This window comes from Pinisolibacter sp. DMC100, assembly GCF_056313705.1.
Genome location: NZ_JBQUZT010000001.1, coordinates 502620 through 525857 on the forward strand (window position 1 = coordinate 502620; position 23238 = coordinate 525857).

The window sequence follows — 23238 nt, forward strand, 5'->3', positions numbered from 1 at the left end:
GGGGTGCGACCGGACGCCACAAGTAGACTCTGTCCAACTCCTTTGATGACGGAGCGTCATTCTGTAGTGGCCTCACAGCATTGGTCAGCAATCACTTGTTAATACGATTACAAGCATGTTAGCGGCCGACGAAGGGTCGTCGATCGGCATGGGCCGGTCCGACGATCGGGGGACTTTCGGCGCTCGCTCCCGGCGATCGTCGCGCTCCTCGTATGGCGGTCTGGTGACGAGTGATGCGCGAGTATCGCGAGATGGTGAAGGCGAGTGGACGCGGGGCGGCCGAGGGCGTGCCCTTCCGGCACCGACTCGGAACACGCCTGACCTTCGCGATGGCCTTCATGGGTGCGATGCTGCTGGCCAGCGGCGGGCTCGGTCTCCGCTACGTCGACATCATCGCGACGACGTTGCATCGCACGTCCGAAGTCACCGCGCCGCTGCTCTCCGACGTGCTCGAGATCACCCATGCCGGCCGTCGGGTCCGCGCTTCGGTGCGCACCGCCGCCGAGCAGTGCCTGGGGGTCGACGCCGCCGAGGGCGAGTTGCGGACCTTCGAGGCCGCCGCCGAGCGGATCACCCGTTCGTTGACCGATCGCGCGGCGATGGTCGGCGCCGCGCGCGACCTGGAGCGCATCGCCGCCGCCGAACAGCGCTTCAACCGGATCGCCTCTTCGGTACTCGCCGCCTGCCGTCGCGATTCGGCCCTGCAGAATCAGGTCGACATCGCCGGCGACGGCGTCGTCGTCGACCTGACGCGGGCGAACGAGTTGGTCGCGGCCCTCGAGACCCGAGCGACCGGCGCGCTGCGCGACGGCGAAGGTCGCGCCATCGATCCGAAAGGGGCGCTGCGCCTGCTGCCGGGCTTCGCCGCCCTGTCGCGCCTGCGCGGCGACCTCGCCGAGTTCAGCGGCTTCGGCACGTGGAGCGACTATGTCGGCGCCCTGTCCACGCGCATCGCCCTCGACGACTTCGAACGTCGCCGGCGCGACAGGCTCGCCCGTCTCGACGCCGACATCCGCGATCTCGCACCGGTGATGAACGAGATCGGCCTGGGGTCGGACAGCACCGAGCTCGCCTCCGTCCGGGACGACATCGAGGAGCTGGTCGTCGGCTCCCGCGGCATGATCGCGCTCCAGCGCGCCCGCATCGCCCTGCGCGACGAGCAGATGTCGTTGCGCCACGAGCTCGGCACCATCGACGACGACTATTTCCGGGCGGTGCGGGCACTCGAAGCGACGGCCCGCAGGCTCGACGAGGCGGCCCGACAGGACGTGGTGACCAGCACCGGCGAGGCCTATACGGTGGTCGCCGGCACGTCGCTGGTGCTCTTCCTCCTGGTGCTCGGGGTGGCCGGCGACATGGGGCGGCGCATCGCCGTGCCGCTCGACCGCGTCACCCGCCACGTCGCTCAGGTCCACGGCCACGACGACCTCGAACGGCCGCTGCCCGGCGGTCTGCTCCATCGCGACGACGAGTTCGGCGTCCTGGCGCGGGCCTTCGCGCGGCTGGCCTCCGAACTCGGTTCGGCCCGCCGGCGCCTCGAGGAAGACAGCCGCACCCAGATCTCGCGCCAGTACGACCGGTTGCAGACGGCGATCGCCACCATGCCGCAGGGCTTCTACCTCGTCGATGCCGACGAGCGCCTGGTGGTGTGGAACGACGCCTTCATGACGATGTACGGCTTCCGTCCCGGCGAACTGGTGGTCGGCGCGCCGCTGCTGCCGCTGATGCAGCGCTGCAAGGCGATGGGCGCCGGCGCCCGCGAGCTGGACGTGCCGCTGTGCCGCGTCGCCGTCGCCGAAGGCCGTTCGCGCCAGGAGATGTACGAGTACCTCGACGGCCGGATCGTCGTGATCACCGCCTCGCCGACCGCCGACGGCGGCGCCGCGGTGACCCACGAGGACATCACCGCGCGGCGGCGGGCGGAGGAGGAGATCGAGCATCTCTCGCGCTTCGACGCCACCACCGGCCTGCCCAACCGCACCGAGTTCTCCGCCCGCCTCGCCACCGCGCTGATCGAGCGCAGTCCCGACCGCCGCGTCGCGCTGCTCCACATCGACATCGACCACTTCAAGACCGTCAACGACGCCTACGGCCACGACGTCGGCGATCGACTGCTGGTGCTGGTGGCCGAACGGATCGTCGACTGCGTCGTCGAGGAGGCGATCGTCGGCCGGCTCGGCGGCGACGAGTTCGCGGTGCTGCGCACCGGTCTCTCCGACCCGCGCGAGGTCGGCGACCTCGCCCGGCGGATCGACGAGGCGATCGCCCGACCCTACGAGATCGACGGCAACCGCATCGTCCTGCGCGCCAACATCGGCATCGCGGTCGCGCCCGAGGACGGTGCCGAGGTCGACGCGCTGCTGTCCCACGCCGATCTGGCGCTCGGCCGCGCCAAGAGCGAGGGCCGCGGCGCGCCCTGCTTCTACGAATCCGGCATGGATGCCTGCATGCGCGAACGCCGGGCGCTGGAGAGCGATCTCGCCTCGGCGATCGAGCGGGGCGAGTTCGAGCTCCACTACCAGCCGCTGGTCGGTGCGGCGAGCGGCCGGATCGAAGGTTTCGAGGCCCTGCTGCGCTGGCAGCACCCCGAGCGCGGCCTGATCTCGCCGCTCGACTTCGTCGAACTCGCCGAGGAGACCGGCCAGATCGGTGAGATCGGTGCCTGGGCCCTGCGCGAGGCGACGCGGGTGGCGGCGACCTGGCCGTCGCGGCTCCGCGTCGCGGTCAACATCTCTCCGATCCAGTTCCGTCGCCGTGCGCTGACGCTCGACGTGCTCGGCGCTCTCGGCCGGTCGGGGCTCCGGTCCGATCGGCTCGAGCTCGAGATCACCGAGGGCGTGCTCCTCGCCGACACCGACGCGACCCTCGCCACCCTCGCCCAGTTGCGCGAGATCGGCGTCCGCATCGCCATGGACGACTTCGGCACCGGCTATTCGAGCCTCGGCTACCTGCGGCGTTTCGCCTTCGACAAGGTCAAGATCGACAAGTCCTTCGTGCAGGACATCGGCGACAGCGCCGATTCGACCGCGATCGTGCGCGCCGTCACCAGCCTGTGTTCGTCGCTCGGCATCACCACGGTCGCCGAAGGCGTCGAGACGGTCCTGCAGTGCGAGCGCCTGCGTCGCGAGGGCTGCGACCAGTTCCAGGGCTGGCTGTTCGGCCGCGCCGTCCGCGAGAGCGAGGTCCCGGCCCTTCTCGCCGCCGAAGCTTCGGTCCAGCCGGCCAAGACCGCCGCCCGCGCCGGCACCGCCGGCTGATCGCGCGCGGCCCGCGAACCCCCTTGTCGGCGCTGCTTCGCGGCGTCTTGCCAGCCGGCCTTCGATCGCATATGAAGGCCCCGCTTCCCTCTTGGGAATGCGGTGAGGTGGCCGAGTGGTTGAAGGCGCACGCCTGGAACGCGTGTATACGTGAAAGCGTATCGAGGGTTCGAATCCCTCTCTCACCGCCATAATTTCCCGACATCGACGACAGACGTGCGAACCTGCCGACCGCGGGATCGTGGTGCGTCGCCGCGTCTCGCGGCGTGACCGCCCGATCCTCGTGAGCGCACGACGTCGAAACGACGAAGGGCCCGGGGCGTGCCCCCGGACCCTCCCGGTCGAACCAGGATGTCGGATCGTCGGCCGATCCCGGCCCGGCTCACAGGAAGCCGATCGAGATCCACGGCACGAAGGTGATCACCAGCGTGCCGATCAGCAGCATCGCCAGATGGAACCAGATCCGCTTCATGCCGGCTTCCGGGTCGACCTGCCCGATGATGCAGGCGGCGTAGTAGCAGAGGCCGAAGGGCGGGGCGAAGATGCCCAGACCCATCGCCAGGATCACCACCATCGCGTAGTGCACCTCGTGGATCCCCATCTGATGGGCTACGGGAAAGAGCAGCGGTCCGAAGAGGAACGATCGCCGGGATGCCCTCGAGCACGCTGCCGAGCACCACGAAGGCGGCGACCGACACCAGCAGGAAGCCGACCTGTCCGCCCGGGATGCGGGCCATCGGCGCCGCGAGATCGTGCGAGAAGCCCGACTGGGTCAGCGCCCAGCCCATGGCGCTCGCCGCCCCGACGATGAACAGGATCGCACCGGAGAGCGAGGCGGTCTGCACCAGCATCGGCATCACCGAGCGCCGGGTCAGGCCGCCGCGATAGATCACCAGCGCGACGACGATCGTGTAGGCGATGCCGATGGTCGAGACCTCGGTCGCGGTGGCGATGCCCTCGACGACGGCGCTGCGGATGACGAAGGGCAGCAGCATCGCCGGCAGGGCGACGACGAAGGTCTTGCGCACCGTCGAGAACGGCGCCTGCGCGGGCCGCTCGACGTCGGTCTCGCGACCCGCCTGCAGCGGGCGACGAGGGCGAGGACGAGCGCCAGCACCAGCGCCGGCAGGATACCTGCGGTGAAGATCGCGGCGATCGACACGCCGGTCACCGAGGCGATGCCGAGACGAAGGCGGTCAGCCGCATGTGGCTGGTCCGCGGCACCGTCATGGGATGAAACCCCGATGAATCTCAGCACCTTCCTCGCCGAGCGCGTCGCCGCCGGCCGCCCCGTCCGCGTCGGCCTGATCGGCGCCGGCAAGTGCGGCTCGATGATCCTGGCCCAGGCCAAGTACATCGCCGGCTATCACGTCGTCGGCGTCGCCGATCTCGACCACAGCGCCCTGTTCCTCGAACTCGCCCGCCGCAACGGCCGCCTGCCGGACGGTTTCCCGCGCCCGGCCCAACGGCGCCCGATCACCGGCTCGAAAAAGCGAAACGGCCCGCAGGACGATCTCCTGCGGGCCGTTCGGTCTTCGGCGCAAGGCGCGGTCTCGTCAGACCGGCTTGTGCATGAAGAACTGGGCGATCAGCACGGCGCCGAGGAAGGTGCCGGCATTGGCCATCAGCGACACCACGACGATGCGCCAGCCGAGCGCACGGAAGGCCGGCAGGTCCTTGGCGATCGACAGGCCGGCGAAGGCCAGCAGCGGCGTCGCCAGCGCCACGAAGTTGATCTTCGAGGTGAAGGCGGTGACCTGGGCGGCGAAGGGCATCGCCGGATGGGTCATGGCCATGGCGACCAGCGACACCCAGACGACGGCGGGCACGAGACCGCGGGTGCCGACGTAGATCGCGTAGCCGACGACCACCGGCGCGAGGATCAGCAGCAGGCCGATCAGCACGTCGAAGGACAGCGCCGTCTTGTAGGTGATGGTGTTGCCGATCAGCGCGATGGCGCCGGCGATCACCCACACCACGAGCAGGACCAGCGGCGAGAACTTCGTGTCAACGTGGCCGCCCGACGCCGCGGCCGGGGCCTCGGCCTTCGAGGTGTCGACCTTGGAGAAGCGACCGAGGATCGGCTCCAGCACGCCGTAGGCCCAGATCGTGAAGGGCAGCGACAGGAACAGCGTGAAATAGGTGCCGATGGTGGTGGTGATCAGGTTGGAGGCGGCGGCGAAGGCGGCGACCTCCTTGGCGACGTCCGGCGTCTGCTGCGCGGCGATGGCGCCCGAGGCGGCGGCCATCAGCGAGCCCGAGCCGACGCCCGCGCCCATCGCCAGAGCCAGCGGATCGAAGATGCCGAGGCTGGTGACGAAGCCGGCGAAGATGGCGATGAAGATCGCGCCGAAGATCGTGCCGGTCATGTACTCGGCGAGAACACCGCGGCCTTCCGGGCCCGCCATGCCGAACTTCTCGCCGATGATGGCGAGGCTCGGCTCGCGGCCGACCGAGAAGGTGGCGCCGATCGCCTCGCGCTTGATGCCGAGCAGCAGGGCCACCGGCAGGCCGAACACCATCGTGCCGAAGAAGTGGCCGAACTCCTGGAAGGCGAGCGCCCAGCCGGAGGCGAGGATCTTCGGCAGCGAGCCGCCGACCAGCAGGCCGAGTTTGGCGATGAACAGCAGCAGCGCCGGCTGCAGCACGGCGGCGGCGAGCTGTTGCTGGCCGGCGTCGAGGGCGAAGCCCTTGGGCATGCGGCTCGCGGCGATGCCGAAGGCGAGGCCGATCAACAGCGCCCACAGCAGCGGCATCAGCACCACCTTGTAGGGGCCGCCGAGCGGAATGGAGACGTTGCCGATCGTCTCGGCGACGAGGACGATGACGGCGGCGATGACGAAGATCTTCGCCATCAGTCCCGCCCGGGACGGACCTGCCGGTACTGCCGGCTCCGCCGTGGTGATGCTGCTCATGTTCGATCCCCCGATCTTCGACTGACGATTGCCTGTTCTTCTCAATCCCTGACGCCCGGCGCATAGCCGAAGGCGACCGCCGGCTCGGCGGCGGTTTCAACCCAGACGCTCTTCACGCGGGTGTATTCGTGCAGCGCCTCGACGCCGCTCGACCGGCCGTAGCCGCTGGCGCCGTAGCCGCCGAAGGGCGAGGCGACGTTGATGGTCTTGTAGGCGTTGACCCAGAAGGTGCCGGCCCGGACGGCCGCCGCGACCCGGTGACCGCGACCGACGTCGCGCGTCCACACCGCACCGGCGAGACCGAAGTCGGTGTCGTTGGCGATGGCGATCGCCTCCTCTTCCGTGTCGAAGGGAATGGCGACGACCACCGGTCCGAAGATCTCGGTGCGCGCCACGGACATCGCGTTGTCGACGTCGGCGAGCACGGTCGGGCGCACGAAATAGCCCTCGTCCGCCGGCGTGCCGTCGGACCCGGCGGCGACCCGGGCGCCGGCGGCGATGCCTTCGCGCACCATCGCGAGGACGTGGTCGTACTGCTTGGCGTTGTTGATCGGCCCGATCTCCGTGTCCGTCGCGTCGGGCCGGCCCACCTTCAGCTTGGCCGCGCCGTCCGCCACCATCCGGACGAAACGGTCATATACCGAGCGCTGCACCAGAAGACGCGAGCCGGCGACGCAACTCTGCCCGGCGCCGGAGAAGATCGCCGCCTGGGCGCCGATCGCGGCGCGCGCCAGATCGGCGTCCTCGAACACGATGTTGGCGGATTTCCCGCCCAGTTCGAGCACGCAGGGGAGAAGACGCTCGGCCGCGGCTGCGGCGATGCGCCGCCCCGTCGGCACCGAGCCGACGAAGACGACCTTGGCGACCACCGGATTGGCGATCGCCGCCTGGCCGGTGGTGTGGCCGAAACCGGCGAGCACGTTGACGAGGCCGCTCGGCAGGCCCGCCTTCTCGGCGAGGAGGCCGACGACGATCGAGGAGAGCGGCGTCAGCTCCGACGGCTTCAGCAGCACGCCGTTGCCCATGGAGAGCGCCGGGGCGAGCTGCCAGCCGCAGGTGAAGACCGGGGCGTTCCACGGCGTGATCTGCAGCACCACGCCCATCGGCTCGTGGCGGGTGTAGTTGAGGTGCGAGGTCGGGACGGGAATGACGTCGCCGTGGAACTTGTCGGCCCAGCCGGCGTAGTACTCGAACATCTCGGCGACCTTGGTCACCTCGACGCGGGCGTCGCGCAGCGGCTTGCCGGCCGAGAGCGATTCCAGCCGCGCCAGCGGCTCGACCTCGGCGAGGATGGCGCGAGCGACCGCCTGGAGGACGCGGCCGCGGGCGAAGCCCGTCAGCTTCGCCCATTCGATCTGCGCGGCGCGCGCGGCTTCCGCCGCCGCGGCCACCACTTCGGCGCCGGCATCCGGGTAGGCGAGCAGGGTGCGCCCGGTCGCCGGATCGGCGACGGTCACCGGCTCGCCGGTGCCGACCATGATGCGGCCGCCGACGAGCGAGCCGATCGGCGCGTCCTTCGGCCAGAGGGGGGCCAGCACTTCGGCGAGGCGGGGGTCCATGAAGAGGGTCATCGATCGGCCTTCCGAATTCAGCGGCTCTGCCGCAGGTCCACGATGCGGTTGAAGTCCTCGCCGTCGGCGATCGTCTCGGCGCTCTCGGCCCACAGCCGCGCGGTCTCCGCCGTCATCGGCAGGTCGAGCCCGAGTTCGCCGACGAGCTGGGCGGCGAGGCGGACGTCCTTGCGCATCAGCTTCATGGTGAAGCCGGAATCGAAGGCGCCGTTGAGGATCCAGGTCGGGAAGTTGACCAGCGTCACGCCCGAACGGCCGGAACCGCCGTTGAGGCCTTCCAGCAGCCGCGCCGGATCGACGCCGGCCTCGCGGGCGATGCGCATCGCCTCGGCGCCGGTCAAGAGATGGGCGGCGCAGAGCAGGTTGTTGACGATCTTGCAGACGTGACCGGCGCCGACCGGGCCGATGTGGACGCGCTTGGCGCTCATGTCGGCGAGGATCGGCTCGACCCTGGCGACGACGGCATCGTCGCCGCCCAGCACCATGGTCATGGTGCCGGTGATCGCGCCCTTCGGCCCGCCGCTGACGGGGGCGTCGACGAAGTCGATGCCGACGTCTGCCAGACGGGCGGCCATGCGCCGCGAGGTGTCGGGATGCGACGAGGTGGTGTCGACGACCGTGAGCCCGGCGCGGGCATGGGCGAGGATGCCGTCGGGGCCGGCGACCACCGCTTCGACGATCTCCGCCGTCGGCAGCGACAGGACGAGGACGTCGGCCTCCGCGGTCAGCGGCGCGAGCCCGTCGTGGGTCTCGATGCCTTCGGCGGCGAGCGCCGCGCGTGCCGCCGGCGACGCATCCGTGCCGAGGACGCGATGGCCCTTGCGCTGCAGGGTCAGGGCCATGCCGCGGCCCATGTTGCCCAAACCCACGATGCCGATCGTCGCCATGTGCGGCTCCCCTTGTGTCCGATCCATGAACGCTAACCGGACCCGGCGAACCGCGGCACACGAGGCACGAACGCCCAACGTTGCATCGTGCGCAACACTTGGGCAGCGACTGCCGGACAGCCTGCGCGGCCGGGACGGCGACGGCGCCTTCGTGAGGTTTCGTATATTGGAATTTCCATGGCCGAAAGGTCCCGCAACGTGCGGATGATCTTCGCGCGCGGCCTCGTGTCAGGGCGGTATCCGTAACGATTTCGGCGCCGATGGCCGGAAGAGGTCTCCGCAAGGCCGCGGCTCTACGGGTTCCTCGGTGTCTTGCAAAGCGGATTGGTTCGATATATTGAACTCGCCACGAACCGGAGCATCCCCATGTCCAGCGAAGTCCCCGCCATCGGCACGATCATCCGCACCACCCGGCTGGCGCGCGGCATGACGCTCGACCAGTTGGCGGCGACCTCGGGCGTGTCGAAGTCGATGCTCTCCCAGATCGAGCGCGAGCTCGCCAATCCGACCTTCGCGGTGCTCTGGGGCATCACCCGCGCGCTCGACGTCGACATCGGCGCGCTGACCTCCGGCGCCGGCGTCGGGGCGCTGGCGAGCCGCATCGAGGTGATCCCGCACGAGGGCGTGCCGGAGATGCGGACGCGCGACGGGCTCTGCGCCCTGCGCATCCTGTCGCCGCCGCACTATGCCGGCACGACCGAATGGTACGACCTGACCTTCGACCCCGGCGGCCAGCTCGACAGCCCGCCGCACCAGCGCGGCGCCTTCGAACACGTCACCGTCTTCGACGGCGTGCTCGAGGTGACGAGCGGCGGCGACGTCCGCCGCGTCGAGGCCGGCGAGATCGCCCGCTATCCGGCGGACGTGCCCCATCGCATCGCCCAGGTCGGGGCCACGCCGGCCCGCGCGCTGCTGGTGGTGATCCACGCCTGAGCCACAAAGCCCTTCATCGACACGACACGAGCCCGGAGCGACCATCATGGTGCGGGAACCGCAGCAATTCGCCAGCGACAACTATGCCGGGGCCTGCCCCGAGGCCGTCGCCGCGATGATCACCGCCAACACCGGCCACGCCTTCGCCTATGGCGAAGACCCGTGGACGGCCAAGGCCTCGGACGCCCTGCGCGGCCTGTTCGAGACCGAGGCGGAGGTCTTCTTCGTCTTCAACGGCACGGCGGCGAATTCATTGGCGCTCGCTGCACTCTGCCAGTCGTATCACAGCGTGATCTGCACCTCGACGGCCCATGTCGAGACCGACGAATGCGGCGCGCCGGAGTTCTTCTCCAACGGCTCCAAGCTGCTGGTGGTCGAGACCGAAGGCGGCAAGCTGACGCCCGAGGCGGTCCGCGCGCTCGCCACCAGCCGCCGCGACATCCATTTCCCGAAGCCCGCGGCGGTGACCATCACGCAGCCGACCGAGACCGGCCTCGTCTACACGATCGAGGAGATCCGGGCGATCTCGGCGGTCTGCCGTGAACTCGGTCTGCGTCTCCACATGGACGGCGCCCGTTTCGCCAATGCCTGTGCCAGCCTCGGCTGTTCGCCCGCCGACATCACCTGGCGCGCCGGCGTCGACGTCCTGTGCTTCGGCGGGGCGAAGAACGGCCTGGCGCTCGGCGAGGCGATCCTGTTCTTCGACCGCGATCTCGCCCGCGACTTCGACTACCGCTGCAAGCAGGCCGGCCAGCTCGCCTCGAAGATGCGCTTCCTCGCCGCCCCCTGGGTCGGGATCATCGAGACCGGCGCCTGGCTCGGCAACGCGACGCACGCCAACGCCTGCGCCCGCCGCCTCGCCGACGGCATCGCCGATCTCGAGACCATCCGCCCGCTGTTCCCGGTCGAGGCCAATGCCGTCTTCCTGTCGGCGCCCGAGGCGACGCTCGACGCGCTCCGCGAACGCGGCTGGCGCTTCTACACGTTCATCGGCGGCGGCGCGCGTTTCATGTTCGCCTGGGACGCCGAGCCGACGCGGGTCGACGCGCTGATCGCCGACATCCGCGCGGTGGCGGGGTGATCAGGCCGTCGCCTCGCCCGGCGCGCCGCCGAAGGCGCGCAGCCGGCTGCGCAGATGCGACAGGAACTTCATCGCGGCCGCCGGCAACTGGCGGCCGTGGCGGGTGACGATGTGGATCTCGGCGGTCTCGAGCGTCGCGTCGTCGATCGGCAGCGCCACCACCGTCCCCTCCTCGATCTCCGGCACCGCGACGAAGGCCGGCATCAGCGCCACGCCGAGGTCGGAGGCGACGAAGCGGCGCAGCAGGGTGAAGGAATTGGTCCGCATGATCGGATCGATCGACACCTCCGCCCGCCGCAGCGCCGCGTCGATCACCCGCTGCACGCCGAAAGCCGGCGTCAGGAAACCGACCCGCTCGCGGGTGAGCTCGGCCAGCGTCGGATGGCGATCGGAGCCGGCGAAGGGATGGGCGCGGTTGACCAGAAGGCGGATCGACGAGCGAATCCGCGCCGTCGAATGCAGCCGCTCGTCGAAGGGCGGGTTGAAGACCAGGCCGACCTGCGCCTCGTCCTCGGTGATCGCCCGCACGATGTCGGCCGTCGCCATCACCTCGATCGACATGGCGATGCCGGGATGGACGCGGCAGAAGTCCTGCAGCGGACCCGACAGGAGGTCGCCGACGAAGCCCTCGCCGATCACCAGCCGCACCGTTCCGCGGCTGGAGGTGCGCAGCTCGCGGATCCGCTCCTCGACGTCGGCGCGCGCCGCCTGCTGCGTCGCCCACCAGTCGACCAGCACGCGCCCCGCCTCGGTCGGCCGGATGCCGCGCGACAGGCGCTCCAGCATCGGGGTGCCGAAGTCCTTCTCGACCAGCGCGATCTGGCGGCTGATCGTCGAGGCGTTGACCCGCATCCGCTCCGCCGCGGCGCGGATGCTGCCGGCACGGACGGTTTCGAAGAGATAGGCGATGCGTTGGTCGTCCATGGCGGCGCCGCGCTCCCGTCGCGGTGGTGAGGTCGCGGAGTGTTGCACGGAACGCAACCGAAGGACAGATCAACGGGCATGCCGGGCATGCCTTCATCATGGCACGCTCGAAAGATGAGCAATCGGCCCGCCGCTCGCGACGGCCGAAGACGCCCTCTCGAACGGGAACGACCGGCATGGTGAAACTCGACGACGCCCTCCTCGCCACCATGCGGTCCTGGCGGCACGATCTGCACGCCCATCCCGAGACCGCCTTCGAGGAGTTCCGCACCGCCGACTTCGTCGCGGCGCGCCTCGCCGAGGACGGTTTCGAAGTCCATCGCGGCCTCGGCGGCACCGGCGTCGTCGGCACGCTGACGGTCGGCACCGGCCCGACCGTCGGTCTGCGCGCCGACATGGACGCACTGCACGTCACCGAGAAGACCGGGCTTCCCCATGCCTCGCGCCATCCCGGCCGCATGCACGCCTGCGGTCACGACGGCCACACCACCATGCTGCTCGGCGCCGCCCGCCATCTCGCGGCGACACGGGCCTTCTCCGGCACCCTGCGGGTGATCTTCCAGCCGGCGGAAGAGAACGAAGGCGGCGGCCGCCGCATGATCGCCGACGGGCTCTTCGACAAATTCCCCTGTGACCGCATCTTCGGCCTGCACAACTGGCCGGCGATGCCGCTCGGTACCTTCGGCGTCAACGGCGCGACGATGATGGCGGCCTTCGACACGTTCGAGATCGAGGTCCACGGCAAGGGTTGCCACGGCGCCATGCCGGAGACCGGCATCGACCCGATCGTCGTCGGTGCCGAGATCGTCACGGCACTTCAGACGGTGGTCGCCCGCCGCCTCAGCCCGCTCGAGCGCGCCGTCGTCTCCGTCACCCAGTTCCACGGTGGCGACACCTGGAACGTCGTGCCCGACGGCGTGATCCTGCGCGGCACGACGCGGTCGATGTCGCCCGACGTCCAGGACCGGATCGAGACGGCGATGCGCGAGATCTGCGAGGGCGTCGCCGCCGCCCACGGCGCCCGCGCCGAACTGCGCTACGAGCGCCGCTACCCCGCGACCATCAACACGCCTGCCGAAGCGGCGGAGGCCGCTGCCGCGGCCCGCGCCGTGCTCGGCGATGAGGGCGTGAACGCCGACTGCGCGCCGTCGATGGCGGCCGAAGACTTCGGCTTCATGCTGCAGGAAAAGCCCGGCGCCTATGCTTTCCTCGGCGTCGGCGACGCCGATCATCGCGCCTCGCTGCACAATCCGCTCTACGATTTCAACGACGCCGCGCTCGCACTCGGCGCGTCGTGGTGGATCGCCCTCGTCGAGCGTATCCTGCCGCGATGATCGGTATCTTCGAGATCTTCGAGATCGGCATCGGCCCGTCGTCGTCCCACACCGTGGGACCGATGCGGGCGGCCGCGAGTTTCGTAGCCGCGCTGTCTGAGCGCGGCGACCTCGATCGGGTCGCAACCCTGACGGTGGCGCTCTACGGCTCGCTCGCCTTCACCGGCAAGGGGCACGCGACCGACCGTGCCGTGATCCTCGGCCTCGCCGGCGAGTGGCCGGCGACCGTCGATCCCGACCGCGCCGAGGCGATCGTCCGCCGCGCCGGCGCGGAGGGCCTTCTCGCCCTCGGCGCCGCGCGGGACATCCCCTTCCGCCCCGACCGCGACATCGTCTTCGACTACGAGACGCCGTCCCCGGGCCACCCCAACGCGCTGAAGTTCACAGCCCGCGACGCGGAGGGTCGCGTCGCCGCCGAGGAGATCTGGCTGTCGACCGGCGGCGGCTTCGTCCGCCGTCACGGCGACGACGCCGCGGCGGGCGAGGCCGACGGTCCCGCGGTGCCCCATCCCTTCGACGACGCCGACGAGATGCTGGAGCGCGCCCGGGCCGCCGGGCTCGACCTCGCGACGATGTCGCGGGCGAACGATTGTGCCCGGCGCTCCGAGGCGGAGGTCGAGGCCCATGTCGATCGCGTGCTCGCCGCCATGTTCGACTGCATCGAGCGTGGCCTCGCGGCCGAGGGCGAGTTGCCCGGCGGTCTGAAGGTCAAGCGGCGCGCCCGCTCGCTCGCCGGCCGCCTCGGCAACACCGCGGCGACGGCGCTGCCGCCCCATTCGGCGCTCGATCTGGTCGGTGCCTGGGCGATGGCGGTCAACGAGGAGAACGCCGCCGGCGGCCGGGTCGTCACCGCGCCGACCAACGGCGCGGCCGGCGTGGTGCCGGCGGTGCTGCGCTATGCCCGCGACTTCCGCCCCGAGGTCGGCCCCGACGGGCTCAGGCGCTTCCTCCATGTCGCGGCGGCGATCGGTTGGCTGTTCAAGCGCAACGCTTCGATCTCGGGTGCCGAGGTCGGCTGCCAGGGCGAGATCGGCGTCGCCGCGGCAATGGCGGCGGCGGGTCTGGCGGCGGCGCTCGGCGGCACCAACGAGCAGGTCGAGAACGCCGCCGAGATCGCCATGGAGCACCATCTCGGCATGACCTGCGACCCGATCGCCGGCCTGGTGCAGATCCCCTGCATCGAGCGCAACGCCTTCGGCGCGATCAAGGCCATCGCCGCGGCGACGCTGGCGCTCGCCGGCGACGGCACCCATTTCGTCTCGCTCGACGAGGTGATCGTCACCATGCGCGAGACCGGCGCCGACATGCAGTCGAAGTACAAGGAGACCTCGCGCGGCGGCCTCGCCGTCAACGTCGTCGACTGCTGAGGGCGCTCAGCGCGCCGGGCGTGCCGCCGGCGCCAGCGCCGCGACGCCGCGCAGGAACAACGCCACCGCCGCCTCGATGCGGGCGAGGTTGCGCGCGTCGTCCCACGACGGCAGGCCGAGCGCCTGATCGAAGGGCAGGCTCCCCATGATCAGCGACAGATAGAGATCGGTCGCCATCGCGATGTCGTCGACGGCGATCGTGCCGGCCTCCGCCGCCCGGCGGAAGTAATCCGCCATGCGGCTCTCGATGTCGGAGGGGCCGGCGGCCTCGAACGACAGCGCGAGCTTGGGGAAGCGGTGCACCTCGCCGACCAGCAGGCGATAGAGGCGGACGCCGAGCTTGTCGGCGAAGACCTCGAGCAGCGAGCAGCCGATCTCGACCAGCGAGCGTTCGAAGTCCTCCGGAATCGTTTCGGGGATGGCGATCCGCATGGTCAGTTCGGAGCAACGGCTGAGCACGACCTCGGAGAAGAGCTCTTCCTTGCTGGGAAAATAGGCATAGACCGTGGCCTTCGAGACGCCCGCCGCCTGCGCGATCATCTCGGTCGAGACCTGGTCGTAGCCCCGCTCGAGAAACAGCTCCAACGCCGCCTCGAGCACGCGGCGTGCCTTCGGCCGCAGCGCTGCCGACGGTGCCGTCTCCTCGTAGGTGGCGTTTCCGCTGTTCATCGTCCTCTCCCCGATTCTTCGTTTCCGCCCGTTCGCCTCATATCCGGGCTTGACGGCGGAAGCGATGCCCATCATGTTGGGGCCGAAACTGAACTGTACGTCTCAGTTCAATTTTTGTCGAGATCCACATGACCCTTCTTTCGACGTGGTGCTCTCCCCGTTCCGCCGGCCGTGGTCCCGCCTTCGCGGCGCCCAAGGGCGCCGGGCATCGTGCCGCCGTCTCGGCGCTCCTCGCCGCCGGGCTCTCGGCGACGCTCGCCGCCTGCACCGTCGGGCCCGATTTCGAGTCGCCGCCCGCGCCTCAGGGCGGCTACACCCGCGAGGCGACGCCGGCCGGCACCACCGGTGCGCCGGGTGCCGCGGGCAACGCCCAGCGATTCGAGGTCGGCCGCGACATTCCCGGCGAGTGGTGGAAACTCTACCGCTCCAAGACGCTCGACGCGCTGGTCGCCGAGGCGCTGCGCAACCACCCCGACGTCGCCGCCGGTCAGGCGGCGCTGAAGGCGGCGCAGGAGAACGTCGCCTCCGAGGCCGGCTCGCTGCTGCCGCAGGCCTCGTTCTCCGGCAACCAGCAGCGCATCGGCGCCTCGCCGGCCCAGAACGGCCTGCGCGGCCACGGTTCGCTCTTCGACCTGACGGGGACCTCGGTCTCGGTCTCCTACGACCTCGACGTCTTCGGCGGCGAGCGTCGCAAGATCGAGGGGCTCGAGGCCACCGCCCGCCAGCAGGGCCTCGAACTCGAGGCGACCCGGCTGGCGCTGTCGGCCAACGTCGTCGCCACCGTCGTCACCGATGCCTCGCTGCGCGCGCAGATCGCCGCGACCAAGGACATCATCCGCTCCGAGATGGAGCAGCTCGCGCTGCTCCGGCAGCAGTTCGCCCTCGGCGCCGTCGCCCAGACCGACGTGCTGCTGCAGGAATCGAACCTCGCCCAGACGAAGGTCGCGCTGCCGGCGCTGGAGAAACAGCTCGGGCAGAACCGCAACCTGCTGATGGTCTATCTCGGGCGCATGCCGTCCGAGGATCGCGGCGAGAGCGTCGCGCTCGACGCGCTGCACCTGCCCGATCGCCTGCCGCTCAGCCTGCCGTCGTCGCTGGTCCGCCAACGCCCCGACGTGCTCGCGGCGGAAGAGACGCTGCATCGCGCCAACGCTCAGGTCGGCGTGGCGACCGCCGCCATGCTGCCGAAGCTGACGCTCTCGTCTTCCTGGGGCTCGCAGGCACTGTCGCCGAACGAACTCTTCGGCCCGCAGACGGCGGCCTGGAGCCTCGCCGCCGGCGTGGCGCAGCCGATCTTCCGTGGCGGTGCGCTGGCCCATGCCCGCGAATCGACCATCGCGTCCCGCGATCAGGCCGCCGCGCAGTATCGCTCGACGGTGCTGAAGGCGTTCCAGAACGTCGCCGACGCGCTGCGTGCCATCCAGGCCGACGCCAAGTCTCTGGCGGCCCAGACCGAGGCCGAGACCGTGGCACGCCGCAGTCTCGAGATCGCTCGCAACCAGTACAAGGCCGGCGCCACCACCTGGACCTCCGTCCTCACCGCCGATCAGGCGCACCAGAACGCCCGCATCGCCCGCGTCAAGGCACAGGCCCAGCGCCATGCCGACACCGCGGCGCTGATGCAGGCGCTCGGCGGCGGCTGGTGGAACCGCGTCGAGGAACCGGCGACGACCGAGGTCGCCGCGGCCACCCAGGACAAGGACGGGCGCTGACGCGCCCGCCGCATCGAACCAAGACGACGGCCGGCCGCGTCCGGGCCGTCGGATGAACCCGAGAAACGACGGAGATGTCGTGATGTGGAAGCGCATGACCCTCATGCTGCTCGCCGTCGGTCTGGTGGCCGCCGGCCTCGTCGGCTTCGATCTCTTCAAGAGCAAGATGATCGCCCAGGCCATGGCCGCGATGGCCAACCCGCGCCAGACGGTCGCCACCGCCGAGGCCCGCACCGAACCCTGGGTCGAACGCCTGACGGCGATCGGCACGCTCAAGGCCAAGGACGGCTCCGACCTCGCGCTCGAGGTCTCCGGCATCGTCGACACGGTCACCTTCACCTCCGGTGAGAAGGTCGAGGCCGGGCGCGTCCTGCTGCGGCTCAAGTCGGAAGACGACGCGGCCCGGCTCGAGGCGCTCGAGGCGACCGCGCGGCTGGCGCAGATCAACCTCGATCGCGACACCGAGCAGCTGAAGATCAAGGCGGTCGCCCAGGCCGCCGTCGATTCCGACGCCGCCAACCTGAAGAACGCCCGCGCCCAGGCCGAGGCCCAGCGCGCCGCGCTCGCCAAGAAGACGCTCGTCGCGCCCTTCACCGGCCGGCTCGGCATCCGCAACGCCGACCTCGGTCAGTTCCTGCCGGCCGGCACGGCGATCGTCACGCTGCAGGCGCTCGATCCGATCCACGTCGACTTCACGCTGCCGCAGCAGGCGCTGTCGCAACTGGCGGTCGGGCAGAAGATCGTCGCCCGCGTCGACACCTGGCCGAACGAGTCCTTCGTCGGCGAGATCACCGCGATCAACCCGAAGGTCGACACCGCCACCCGCAACGTCCAGGTCCGCGCCACGCTGGCCAACCCGGAAGAGCGGCTGGTGCCGGGCATGTTCGCCCGCGTCTCGATCGACATCGGTGCGCCGGTCGATCGCATCACCGTGCCGGTCGCCGCGATCGTCGCCAATCCCTACGGCGACAGCGTCTATGTGGTCGATGGCAAGGGCGACGCCGCCAAGGTCGAGCCGGTCTTCGTCAAGCTCGGCGAGACCCGCGGCGACCTCGTCGCCGTGCTCGACGGCCTCGAGGCCGGTCGCACCGTCGTCACCGCCGGCCAGACCAAGCTGCGCAAGGGCGTGTCGGTGAAGATCGAGAACTCCGTCGTTCCGACCACGGATCCCGCGCCGGCCCCGGCCGACAAGTGAGGAAGGGACGTCCGCGATGCGTTTCACCGACATCTTCATCCGTCGGCCGGTCCTGGCGACGGTGGTCAGCCTGCTGATCCTCGTGATCGGCCTGCGCGCCGTCTTCTCGCTGCCGGTGCTGCAGTATCCGCGCACCCAGAACGCCGTCGTCACCGTGACGACGGTCTATCCGGGCGCCGATCCGGACGTCGTCGCCGGCTTCGTCACGACGCCGCTCGAAGGCGCCGTCGCCCAGGCCAACGGCATCGACACCATGACCTCGACCTCGGTGTCGGGCGTCTCGACCATCACCGTCAACCTGCGTCTCAACTGGGACAGCGGCAAGGCGCTGACCGAGATCAACGCCAAGGTCAATTCGGTCCTCAACCAGTTGCCGAACGGCAGCCAGCAGCCGATTCTGACGCTGAAGGTCGGTCAGACCATCGACGCGATGTACATCGGCTTCCGCTCCGACGTGCTCGCGCCCAACCAGGTCACCGACTATCTGGTGCGCGTCGTCCAGCCGCGCCTGCAGTCGGTCGAGGGCGTGCAGACCGCCGAGATCCTCGGCGGCAAGAAGTTCGCGCTGCGCGCCTGGCTCGATCCCGACCGGCTCGCCGCCCATCGCCTGACCGCCTCGGACGTCTCCAAGGCGCTGACCGCCAACGACTACATCGCCAGCGTCGGTTCGACCAAGGGCCAGATGATCCAGGTCGACCTGACCGCCTCGACGTCGCTGCATTCGGTCGCCGAGTTCCGCGAGCTGGCGGTGAAGCAGTCCGGCGACGCGGTGGTGCGCCTGAAGGACGTCGCCGAGGTCTCGCTCGGTGCCGACGACTACGACACCGCCATGGCCTTCGGCGGCAAGCAGGCGATCGCCATCGGCATCCAGGTCGCCCCGACCGCCAACCTGCTCGACGTCATCGCCCGCGTCCGCGACGTCTTCCCCTCGGTCCGCGCCCAGTTGCCGACCGGCCTCGAGGCGGAGATCCTCTACGACTCGACCGAGTTCGTGAACGCCTCGATCCACGAGGTGGTCACGACGCTGATCGAGGCGCTCGGCATCGTGACGCTGGTCGTCTTCCTCTTCCTCGGCTCGTGGCGATCGGTGCTGATCCCGGTGGTGGCGATCCCGCTGTCGCTGATCGGCACCTTCACGATGATGCTGATCTTCGGCTTCTCCATCAATCTCCTGACCCTGCTGGCCCTGGTGCTGGCGATCGGTCTGGTGGTCGACGACGCCATCATCGTGGTCGAGAACATCGAGCGCCATCTCGCCGAGGGCGTCTCGCCGCTCGACGCCGCCTTCGCGGCGGCACGCGAGCTCGCCGCGCCGATCATCGTCATGACCGTGGTTCTGATTGCGGTTTACGTGCCGATCGGCTTCCAGGGCGGCCTCACCGGCGCGCTCTTCGTCGAGTTCGCCTTCACGCTGGTCGGCGCCGTCACCATCTCGGCGATCGTCGCACTGACGCTGACGCCGATGCTCGGCTCCAAGATCCTGGTGCCGCACCACCGGCTCGGGCGTTTCGACCGCAAGGCGGTCGACGTCATCGACGCGGTGATGACCCGGGTCACGAACCGCTATCGCGGCATGCTCTCCGGCACGATCGACAACCTGCCGGTCGTCGCCGTCTTCGCCGCGCTGGTGCTGACCTCGATCGGCTTCCTCTACGTCGGTTCGAAGAGCGAGCTCGCTCCCGAGGAGGATCAGGGCTTCCTGCTCGGCATCGCCACGACCTCGTCCAACGCGACGCTCGAGCAGCGCCAGATGTTCTCCAAGCCGATCGTCGACGGGTTGCTCGCGCGTCCCGAGACGGAAACCGTCTTCGAGATCGACCTGACCGGCCAGACCCTGTTCGGCCACGTGCTGAAGCCCTGGGACAAGCGCAAGGACGGCAGCGCCGTGATCCAGGCGCGTGACCAGGCGCTCTACGACGCCAACGCCGGCCTCAAGGTCGTCGCCTTCAACCCGCCCTCGCTGCCCGGCGCCAACGGTCTGCCGATCCAGGCGGTGATCGGCACGCCCGACGGCTTCGACCGTCTCGGCGAGGTCTCCGACCAGTTCCTGCGCGAGGCGGTCGCCTCAGGCCGCTTCATCTTCCTCGACAACGATCTGAAGATCGACAAGAAGCAGGCGAGCGTCCGCATCGACCGCGACAAGACCGCCCAGCTCGGGCTCCAGCTGTCGGACGTCGGCGGCGCGCTCGGCTCGCTGGTCGGCGGCGGCCACGTCAACTGGTTCTCGCTCGCCGGCCGCTCCTACAAGGTGATCCCGCAGATCATGCAGCGCTACCGGCTGACCGCCGACCAGATCCTCGACACCCAGATCCGGGTGGCCGACGGCTCGATGGTGCCGCTGCGCACGGTGGCGAGCGTGGTCGACGAAGTGGTGCCGCAGTCGCTCAACCACTTCCAGCAGATCAACGCCGCCACCGTCTCCGGCGTCGCCTATCCCGGCGTCACCACCGGCGAGGCGCTGGAGACGCTGCGCGAGGTCGCCGCCCGCGTGCTGCCGCAGGGCTACACGCTCGACTTCGCCGGCCCGTCGCGCCAGTTCGTGCAGGAATCGAACGGGATGGTCACGACCTTCCTCTTCGCCATCCTGATCATCTTCCTGGCGCTGGCGGCGCAGTTCGAGAGCTTCCGCGATCCGATCGTCATCCTCGTCTCGGTGCCGATGTCGATCGCCGGCGCGCTGATCTTCATCTTCATCGGGATCGGCGGCGCCAGCCTCAACATCTACACCCAGGTCGGTCTGATCACGCTGATCGGCCTGATCTCCAAGCACGGCATCCTGATGGTGGAATTCGCCAACGAGCAGCAGGAACACGGCCTCTCCAAGCACGACGCCATCGTCGCCGCCGCGACGATCCGCCTGCGGCCGATCCTGATGACCACGGCGGCGATGGTGCTCGGCGTCGTGCCGCTGATCACCGCCACCGGCGCCGGCGCCATGTCGCGCTTCGCCATGGGCCTCGTCATCGCCACCGGCCTGTCGATCGGAACGCTGTTCACGCTCTTCGTCGTGCCGGCCTTCTACGTCATGATCGCCGCCGATCGTGCCAAGGCCCCGGCGTCGGCATTGCCGGCACACGCCTGAGACCTCCCCGGCGCCGTCCGCGACGACGGCGCCGGGGGAACCCCTTCTTGTCCGGCGCGCGCGCCTCGGGCAGTGTCGGGCGGCCGATCTTCGGCGCCCCGCCGCGAGTGCCCCATGAGCGCGTCCGACCCCTCTCGCCCCACCTCCGAGCCGATCGATCTCGTCTACCTCTGGGTCGACGGCGCCGATCCCGCCTTCCGCGCGCTGAAGCGCGCGTGGCTCGGCCGCGAGGCGGCGCGGATCGACGACGAGCTTTCCGGTGACGACGCCCGCTACGCCCAGATGGGCGAGATCGCCTGGTCGGTTCGCTCCGCCCGTCGCTTCGCGCCGTGGATCCGCACCATCTGGATCGTCGTCGCGCCCGGCCAGAGGCCGCCGGTCGACCTCTCGGACCCGACGATCCGTCTGGTCGAGCACCCCGCCATCCTGCCCGAGGCGATCCTGCCGACCTTCGCCAGCCCGTCGATCGAGCCCTTCGTCCATCGCATCGAGGGCCTGTCGGAGATCTTCGTCTACGCCAACGACGACTTCTTCTTCTGGCGCCCGACGCCGCGGGCGTATTTCGTCGCCGACGGGCGACTGAGCCTGCGTGGCCGTCACGCCTCGCGCTGGCGTGCCCGGCTCGACCGCGCCACCCACCGCGGTCACACCCGCATCGCCGCCCGTACCGCCCTGATGCTGTTCGGCCGCGGCTTCGACCGGGTGCACCTGCCGGAACACGCCTTCCACGTCATGCGGCGGTCGACCTGCGAGCGGGTCTGGGCCGAGATGGGGGACGACCTCGGCTACGCCGTCGCCGCCCGCTTCCGTGACGACGACCGCTGTCTCTTCTGGCAGACGCTGGTCAACAGTTTCGAGGAACGCGACCACCCGACCGACACGGTGCGCACCTTCGGCGCCGTGCATCTCTCGCTCGCCCATGTCGAGGAGAGCCGGGCGATGGCCTTCTGGATCCGCCTGCGCATGGCGCTGCTGCCGCTGTGGTCGCCACGCACCCTCTGCCTCAACACCGTCCCGCTCGGCTGGCAGGCCCGCATGCGCCGGCTCCTCGACCGCCACCTCGGCCCGGTCGAGGGTGTCCGGGCACCGGCCGATGGTCGGACGGAGGCGGAAAACCCATAAGGAAACAGCCGGCTGCGTCCCGGCGGGAACGGTGCGATCCATGCGCATTCTCCAGGTCACGCCCTATGCCATGTCGCGCCGCGGCGGCGTCCAGTCGCATGTCCGCGATCTGACGCGCTGGCTGCGCGCGAGCGGCCATGACGTGACGATCGTCTCGCCGCGCCCCGACGTCGAGAGCGACGACCCGCCGATCCGGCCGATCGGCCGTTCGGTCGGCGTCTCGCTGTCGGGCACGCGTTTCGAGGTCACCTGGGTCGACGGCCGCGAGATCGCCGAAACGGCGGCGGCCCTCGACGTCGGCATCATCGACGTCGTCCATCTCCACACGCCCTTCGTGCCGCTGCTGCCGCTCCGCCTCTGGCGCGCCTTCCGCCGGCCGACGGTCGCGACCTTCCACGCGACGCTTCCGCCCGGCGACCGGCTGCTGCGTTGGGTGCTGACGCCGATCGCCCGCGCCATGGCGGCTCGCGCCGACGCGGTGGTCGCCGCCTCGCCGACCGCCGCCGTGCTGCCGGGCCTCGGCCGGCCGGGCCGTGCGACCGAGATCCTGCCGCCGACCATCGATCTCTCGCCCTGGCGCGAAGCCGGCCGGAACGTCCGCCCGCGCGATCCCTCGGCGCCGCCGCGCGTGCTGTTCCTCGGCCGCTTCGAGGCGCGCAAGGGGCTCGACGCGCTGATCGCCGCCTGGTCGACGATCGTCGCGCGCGGCGCGGCGGCGGGCCCTGCGCCCGAACTGGTGGTCGCCGGCGGCGGCGAACTGGCACCCGCGGTCGAGGCGCTCGCCGCGCGCGGCCCCGGCCGGGTGACGATCGTGCCGACCCCCGACGACGCGACCGCCCGGCGGCTCGTCGCCGAGGCCGATCTGATGGTCGCCCCGGCGCCCTTCGGCGAGAGTTTCGGTCTGGTGCTGATCGAGGCGCTGGCCGCCGGCACGCCGGTCGTCGCCGCCGCCAATCCCGGTTACGCCGGGGTGCTGACCGGGGAGGGAGCGAGCCTTCTGGTGCCGCCCGGCGACGCCGATGCGCTGGCGGCCAAGGTGGGCGATCTCCTCGCCGATCCCGCCCGCCGCGCGGCGCTGCGGGCCTGGGGCCTCGCCCATGTCGAGGCCTTCGACGTCGGCGCCGTCGGCCCTCGTCTCGTCGCGGTCTACGAGCAGGCGATCGCCAGGGCGCGCAGCGCCTGATCGGAA

General features: G+C 70.4%; 15 protein-coding genes, 1 tRNA gene and 2 pseudogenes. 12 read left to right on the plus strand and 6 right to left on the minus strand.

The window, feature by feature from the left end:
- Positions 1 to 233 precede the first annotated feature (233 nt).
- Both ACT541_RS02405 and ACT541_RS02410 read left to right on the plus strand, forming a co-directional pair.
- Positions 234 to 3257: a putative bifunctional diguanylate cyclase/phosphodiesterase gene (locus ACT541_RS02405; protein WP_476133987.1), complete on the plus strand. Its 3024-nt coding sequence runs from the start codon at positions 234 to 236 to the stop codon at positions 3255 to 3257.
- A gap of 101 nt (positions 3258 to 3358) precedes the next feature.
- Positions 3359 to 3448, plus strand: a tRNA-Ser gene (locus ACT541_RS02410).
- Positions 3449 to 3639: 191 nt separating this feature from the next.
- Here the strand turns inward: ACT541_RS02410 and ACT541_RS02415 are convergent.
- Positions 3640 to 4440 (minus strand): annotated as a pseudogene (locus ACT541_RS02415) (TRAP transporter large permease subunit); the annotation flags it as partial.
- Between the two features lie 61 nt (positions 4441 to 4501).
- Here ACT541_RS02415 and ACT541_RS02420 point away from each other — a divergent pair.
- A pseudogene (locus ACT541_RS02420) lies at positions 4502 to 4651 on the plus strand (flagellar biosynthesis protein FlgA); the annotation flags it as partial.
- 162 nt (positions 4652 to 4813) lie between these two features.
- Here ACT541_RS02420 and ACT541_RS02425 read toward each other — a convergent pair.
- The 3 genes from ACT541_RS02425 to ACT541_RS02435 are packed head-to-tail and all read right to left on the minus strand — an operon-like array spanning position 4814 to position 8657.
- Complete coding sequence (locus tag ACT541_RS02425; RefSeq protein WP_476133988.1) at positions 4814 to 6172, minus strand: DUF3100 domain-containing protein; 1359 nt, start codon at positions 6170 to 6172, stop codon at positions 4814 to 4816.
- A gap of 41 nt (positions 6173 to 6213) precedes the next feature.
- The gene (locus ACT541_RS02430; RefSeq protein ID WP_476133989.1) at positions 6214 to 7743 is read right to left on the minus strand and encodes an aldehyde dehydrogenase family protein; all 1530 of its coding nucleotides are present in this window, start codon (positions 7741 to 7743) and stop codon (positions 6214 to 6216) included.
- Between the two features lie 17 nt (positions 7744 to 7760).
- Positions 7761 to 8657 carry an NAD(P)-dependent oxidoreductase gene (locus ACT541_RS02435; RefSeq protein WP_476133990.1) on the minus strand — a complete coding sequence of 299 codons (897 nt, stop codon included), beginning with the start codon at positions 8655 to 8657 and terminating at the stop codon, positions 7761 to 7763.
- Positions 8658 to 8996: 339 nt separating this feature from the next.
- Here ACT541_RS02435 and ACT541_RS02440 point away from each other — a divergent pair, with 339 nt between their 5' ends.
- Both ACT541_RS02440 and ACT541_RS02445 read left to right on the plus strand, forming a co-directional pair.
- Positions 8997 to 9563: a helix-turn-helix domain-containing protein gene (locus tag ACT541_RS02440; RefSeq protein WP_476133991.1), complete on the plus strand. Its 567-nt coding sequence runs from the start codon at positions 8997 to 8999 to the stop codon at positions 9561 to 9563.
- Positions 9564 to 9609: 46 nt separating this feature from the next.
- Positions 9610 to 10644, plus strand: a complete 1035-nt coding sequence (locus tag ACT541_RS02445) for a threonine aldolase family protein (RefSeq protein ID WP_476133993.1) — start codon at positions 9610 to 9612, stop codon at positions 10642 to 10644.
- Here ACT541_RS02445 and ACT541_RS02450 read toward each other — a convergent pair whose 3' ends face one another.
- On the minus strand, positions 10645 to 11568 hold the full coding sequence (locus ACT541_RS02450; RefSeq protein WP_476133995.1) for a LysR family transcriptional regulator: 924 nt from the start codon (positions 11566 to 11568) through the stop codon (positions 10645 to 10647).
- A 176-nt stretch (positions 11569 to 11744) separates the two neighbouring features.
- Between ACT541_RS02450 and ACT541_RS02455 the strand changes: the two genes are divergently transcribed.
- Positions 11745 to 12902, plus strand: a complete 1158-nt coding sequence (locus tag ACT541_RS02455; protein ID WP_476133996.1) for a M20 aminoacylase family protein — start codon at positions 11745 to 11747, stop codon at positions 12900 to 12902.
- A complete protein-coding gene (locus tag ACT541_RS02460) occupies positions 12899 to 14269 on the plus strand; it encodes an L-serine ammonia-lyase (protein WP_476133998.1) in 1371 nt (456 codons plus the stop codon). Before ACT541_RS02455 ends, ACT541_RS02460 begins: the two co-directional genes overlap by 4 nt.
- A 6-nt stretch (positions 14270 to 14275) precedes the next feature.
- On the opposite strand, the gene ACT541_RS02465 is transcribed toward ACT541_RS02460, so the two are convergent.
- Positions 14276 to 14938, minus strand: a complete 663-nt coding sequence (locus tag ACT541_RS02465; protein WP_476133999.1) for a TetR/AcrR family transcriptional regulator — start codon at positions 14936 to 14938, stop codon at positions 14276 to 14278.
- A gap of 128 nt (positions 14939 to 15066) precedes the next feature.
- Between ACT541_RS02465 and ACT541_RS02470 the strand changes: the two genes are divergently transcribed.
- The 5 genes from ACT541_RS02470 to ACT541_RS02490 all read left to right on the plus strand — a co-directional run bounded on the left by ACT541_RS02470 (position 15067) and on the right by ACT541_RS02490 (position 23232).
- Positions 15067 to 16650, plus strand: a complete 1584-nt coding sequence (locus ACT541_RS02470) for an efflux transporter outer membrane subunit (protein ID WP_476134001.1) — start codon at positions 15067 to 15069, stop codon at positions 16648 to 16650.
- 82 nt (positions 16651 to 16732) lie between these two features.
- Positions 16733 to 17845: an efflux RND transporter periplasmic adaptor subunit gene (locus tag ACT541_RS02475; RefSeq protein WP_476134003.1), complete on the plus strand. Its 1113-nt coding sequence runs from the start codon at positions 16733 to 16735 to the stop codon at positions 17843 to 17845.
- Positions 17846 to 17861: 16 nt separating this feature from the next.
- Complete coding sequence (locus ACT541_RS02480; RefSeq protein WP_476134004.1) at positions 17862 to 20927, plus strand: efflux RND transporter permease subunit; 3066 nt, start codon at positions 17862 to 17864, stop codon at positions 20925 to 20927.
- A gap of 114 nt (positions 20928 to 21041) precedes the next feature.
- Positions 21042 to 22049 (plus strand): Stealth CR1 domain-containing protein, encoded by a 1008-nt coding sequence (locus ACT541_RS02485; protein WP_476134006.1) that lies wholly within the window; start codon positions 21042 to 21044, stop codon positions 22047 to 22049.
- 40 nt (positions 22050 to 22089) lie between these two features.
- Entirely contained in the window at positions 22090 to 23232 is a 1143-nt protein-coding gene (locus ACT541_RS02490; RefSeq protein WP_476134008.1) for a glycosyltransferase family 4 protein, read from the plus strand.
- Positions 23233 to 23238: the final 6 nt, after the last annotated feature.

Bases quoted from the DNA above. Each gene is read 5' to 3' on its own strand.
- ACT541_RS02405 (WP_476133987.1), top strand. From the start codon at position 234: ATGCGCGAGTATCGCGAGATGGTGAAGGCGAGTGGACGCGGGGCGGCC.
- ACT541_RS02425 (WP_476133988.1), bottom strand. From the start codon at position 6,172: ATGAGCAGCATCACCACGGCGGAGCCGGCAGTACCGGCAGGTCCGTCC.
- ACT541_RS02430 (WP_476133989.1), bottom strand. From the start codon at position 7,743: ATGACCCTCTTCATGGACCCCCGCCTCGCCGAAGTGCTGGCCCCCCTC.
- ACT541_RS02435 (WP_476133990.1), bottom strand. From the start codon at position 8,657: ATGGATCGGACACAAGGGGAGCCGCACATGGCGACGATCGGCATCGTG.
- ACT541_RS02440 (WP_476133991.1), top strand. From the start codon at position 8,997: ATGTCCAGCGAAGTCCCCGCCATCGGCACGATCATCCGCACCACCCGG.
- ACT541_RS02445 (WP_476133993.1), top strand. From the start codon at position 9,610: ATGGTGCGGGAACCGCAGCAATTCGCCAGCGACAACTATGCCGGGGCC.
- ACT541_RS02450 (WP_476133995.1), bottom strand. From the start codon at position 11,568: ATGGACGACCAACGCATCGCCTATCTCTTCGAAACCGTCCGTGCCGGC.
- ACT541_RS02455 (WP_476133996.1), top strand. From the start codon at position 11,745: ATGGTGAAACTCGACGACGCCCTCCTCGCCACCATGCGGTCCTGGCGG.
- ACT541_RS02460 (WP_476133998.1), top strand. From the start codon at position 12,899: ATGATCGGTATCTTCGAGATCTTCGAGATCGGCATCGGCCCGTCGTCG.
- ACT541_RS02465 (WP_476133999.1), bottom strand. From the start codon at position 14,938: ATGAACAGCGGAAACGCCACCTACGAGGAGACGGCACCGTCGGCAGCG.
- ACT541_RS02470 (WP_476134001.1), top strand. From the start codon at position 15,067: ATGACCCTTCTTTCGACGTGGTGCTCTCCCCGTTCCGCCGGCCGTGGT.
- ACT541_RS02475 (WP_476134003.1), top strand. From the start codon at position 16,733: ATGTGGAAGCGCATGACCCTCATGCTGCTCGCCGTCGGTCTGGTGGCC.
- ACT541_RS02480 (WP_476134004.1), top strand. From the start codon at position 17,862: ATGCGTTTCACCGACATCTTCATCCGTCGGCCGGTCCTGGCGACGGTG.
- ACT541_RS02485 (WP_476134006.1), top strand. From the start codon at position 21,042: ATGAGCGCGTCCGACCCCTCTCGCCCCACCTCCGAGCCGATCGATCTC.
- ACT541_RS02490 (WP_476134008.1), top strand. From the start codon at position 22,090: ATGCGCATTCTCCAGGTCACGCCCTATGCCATGTCGCGCCGCGGCGGC.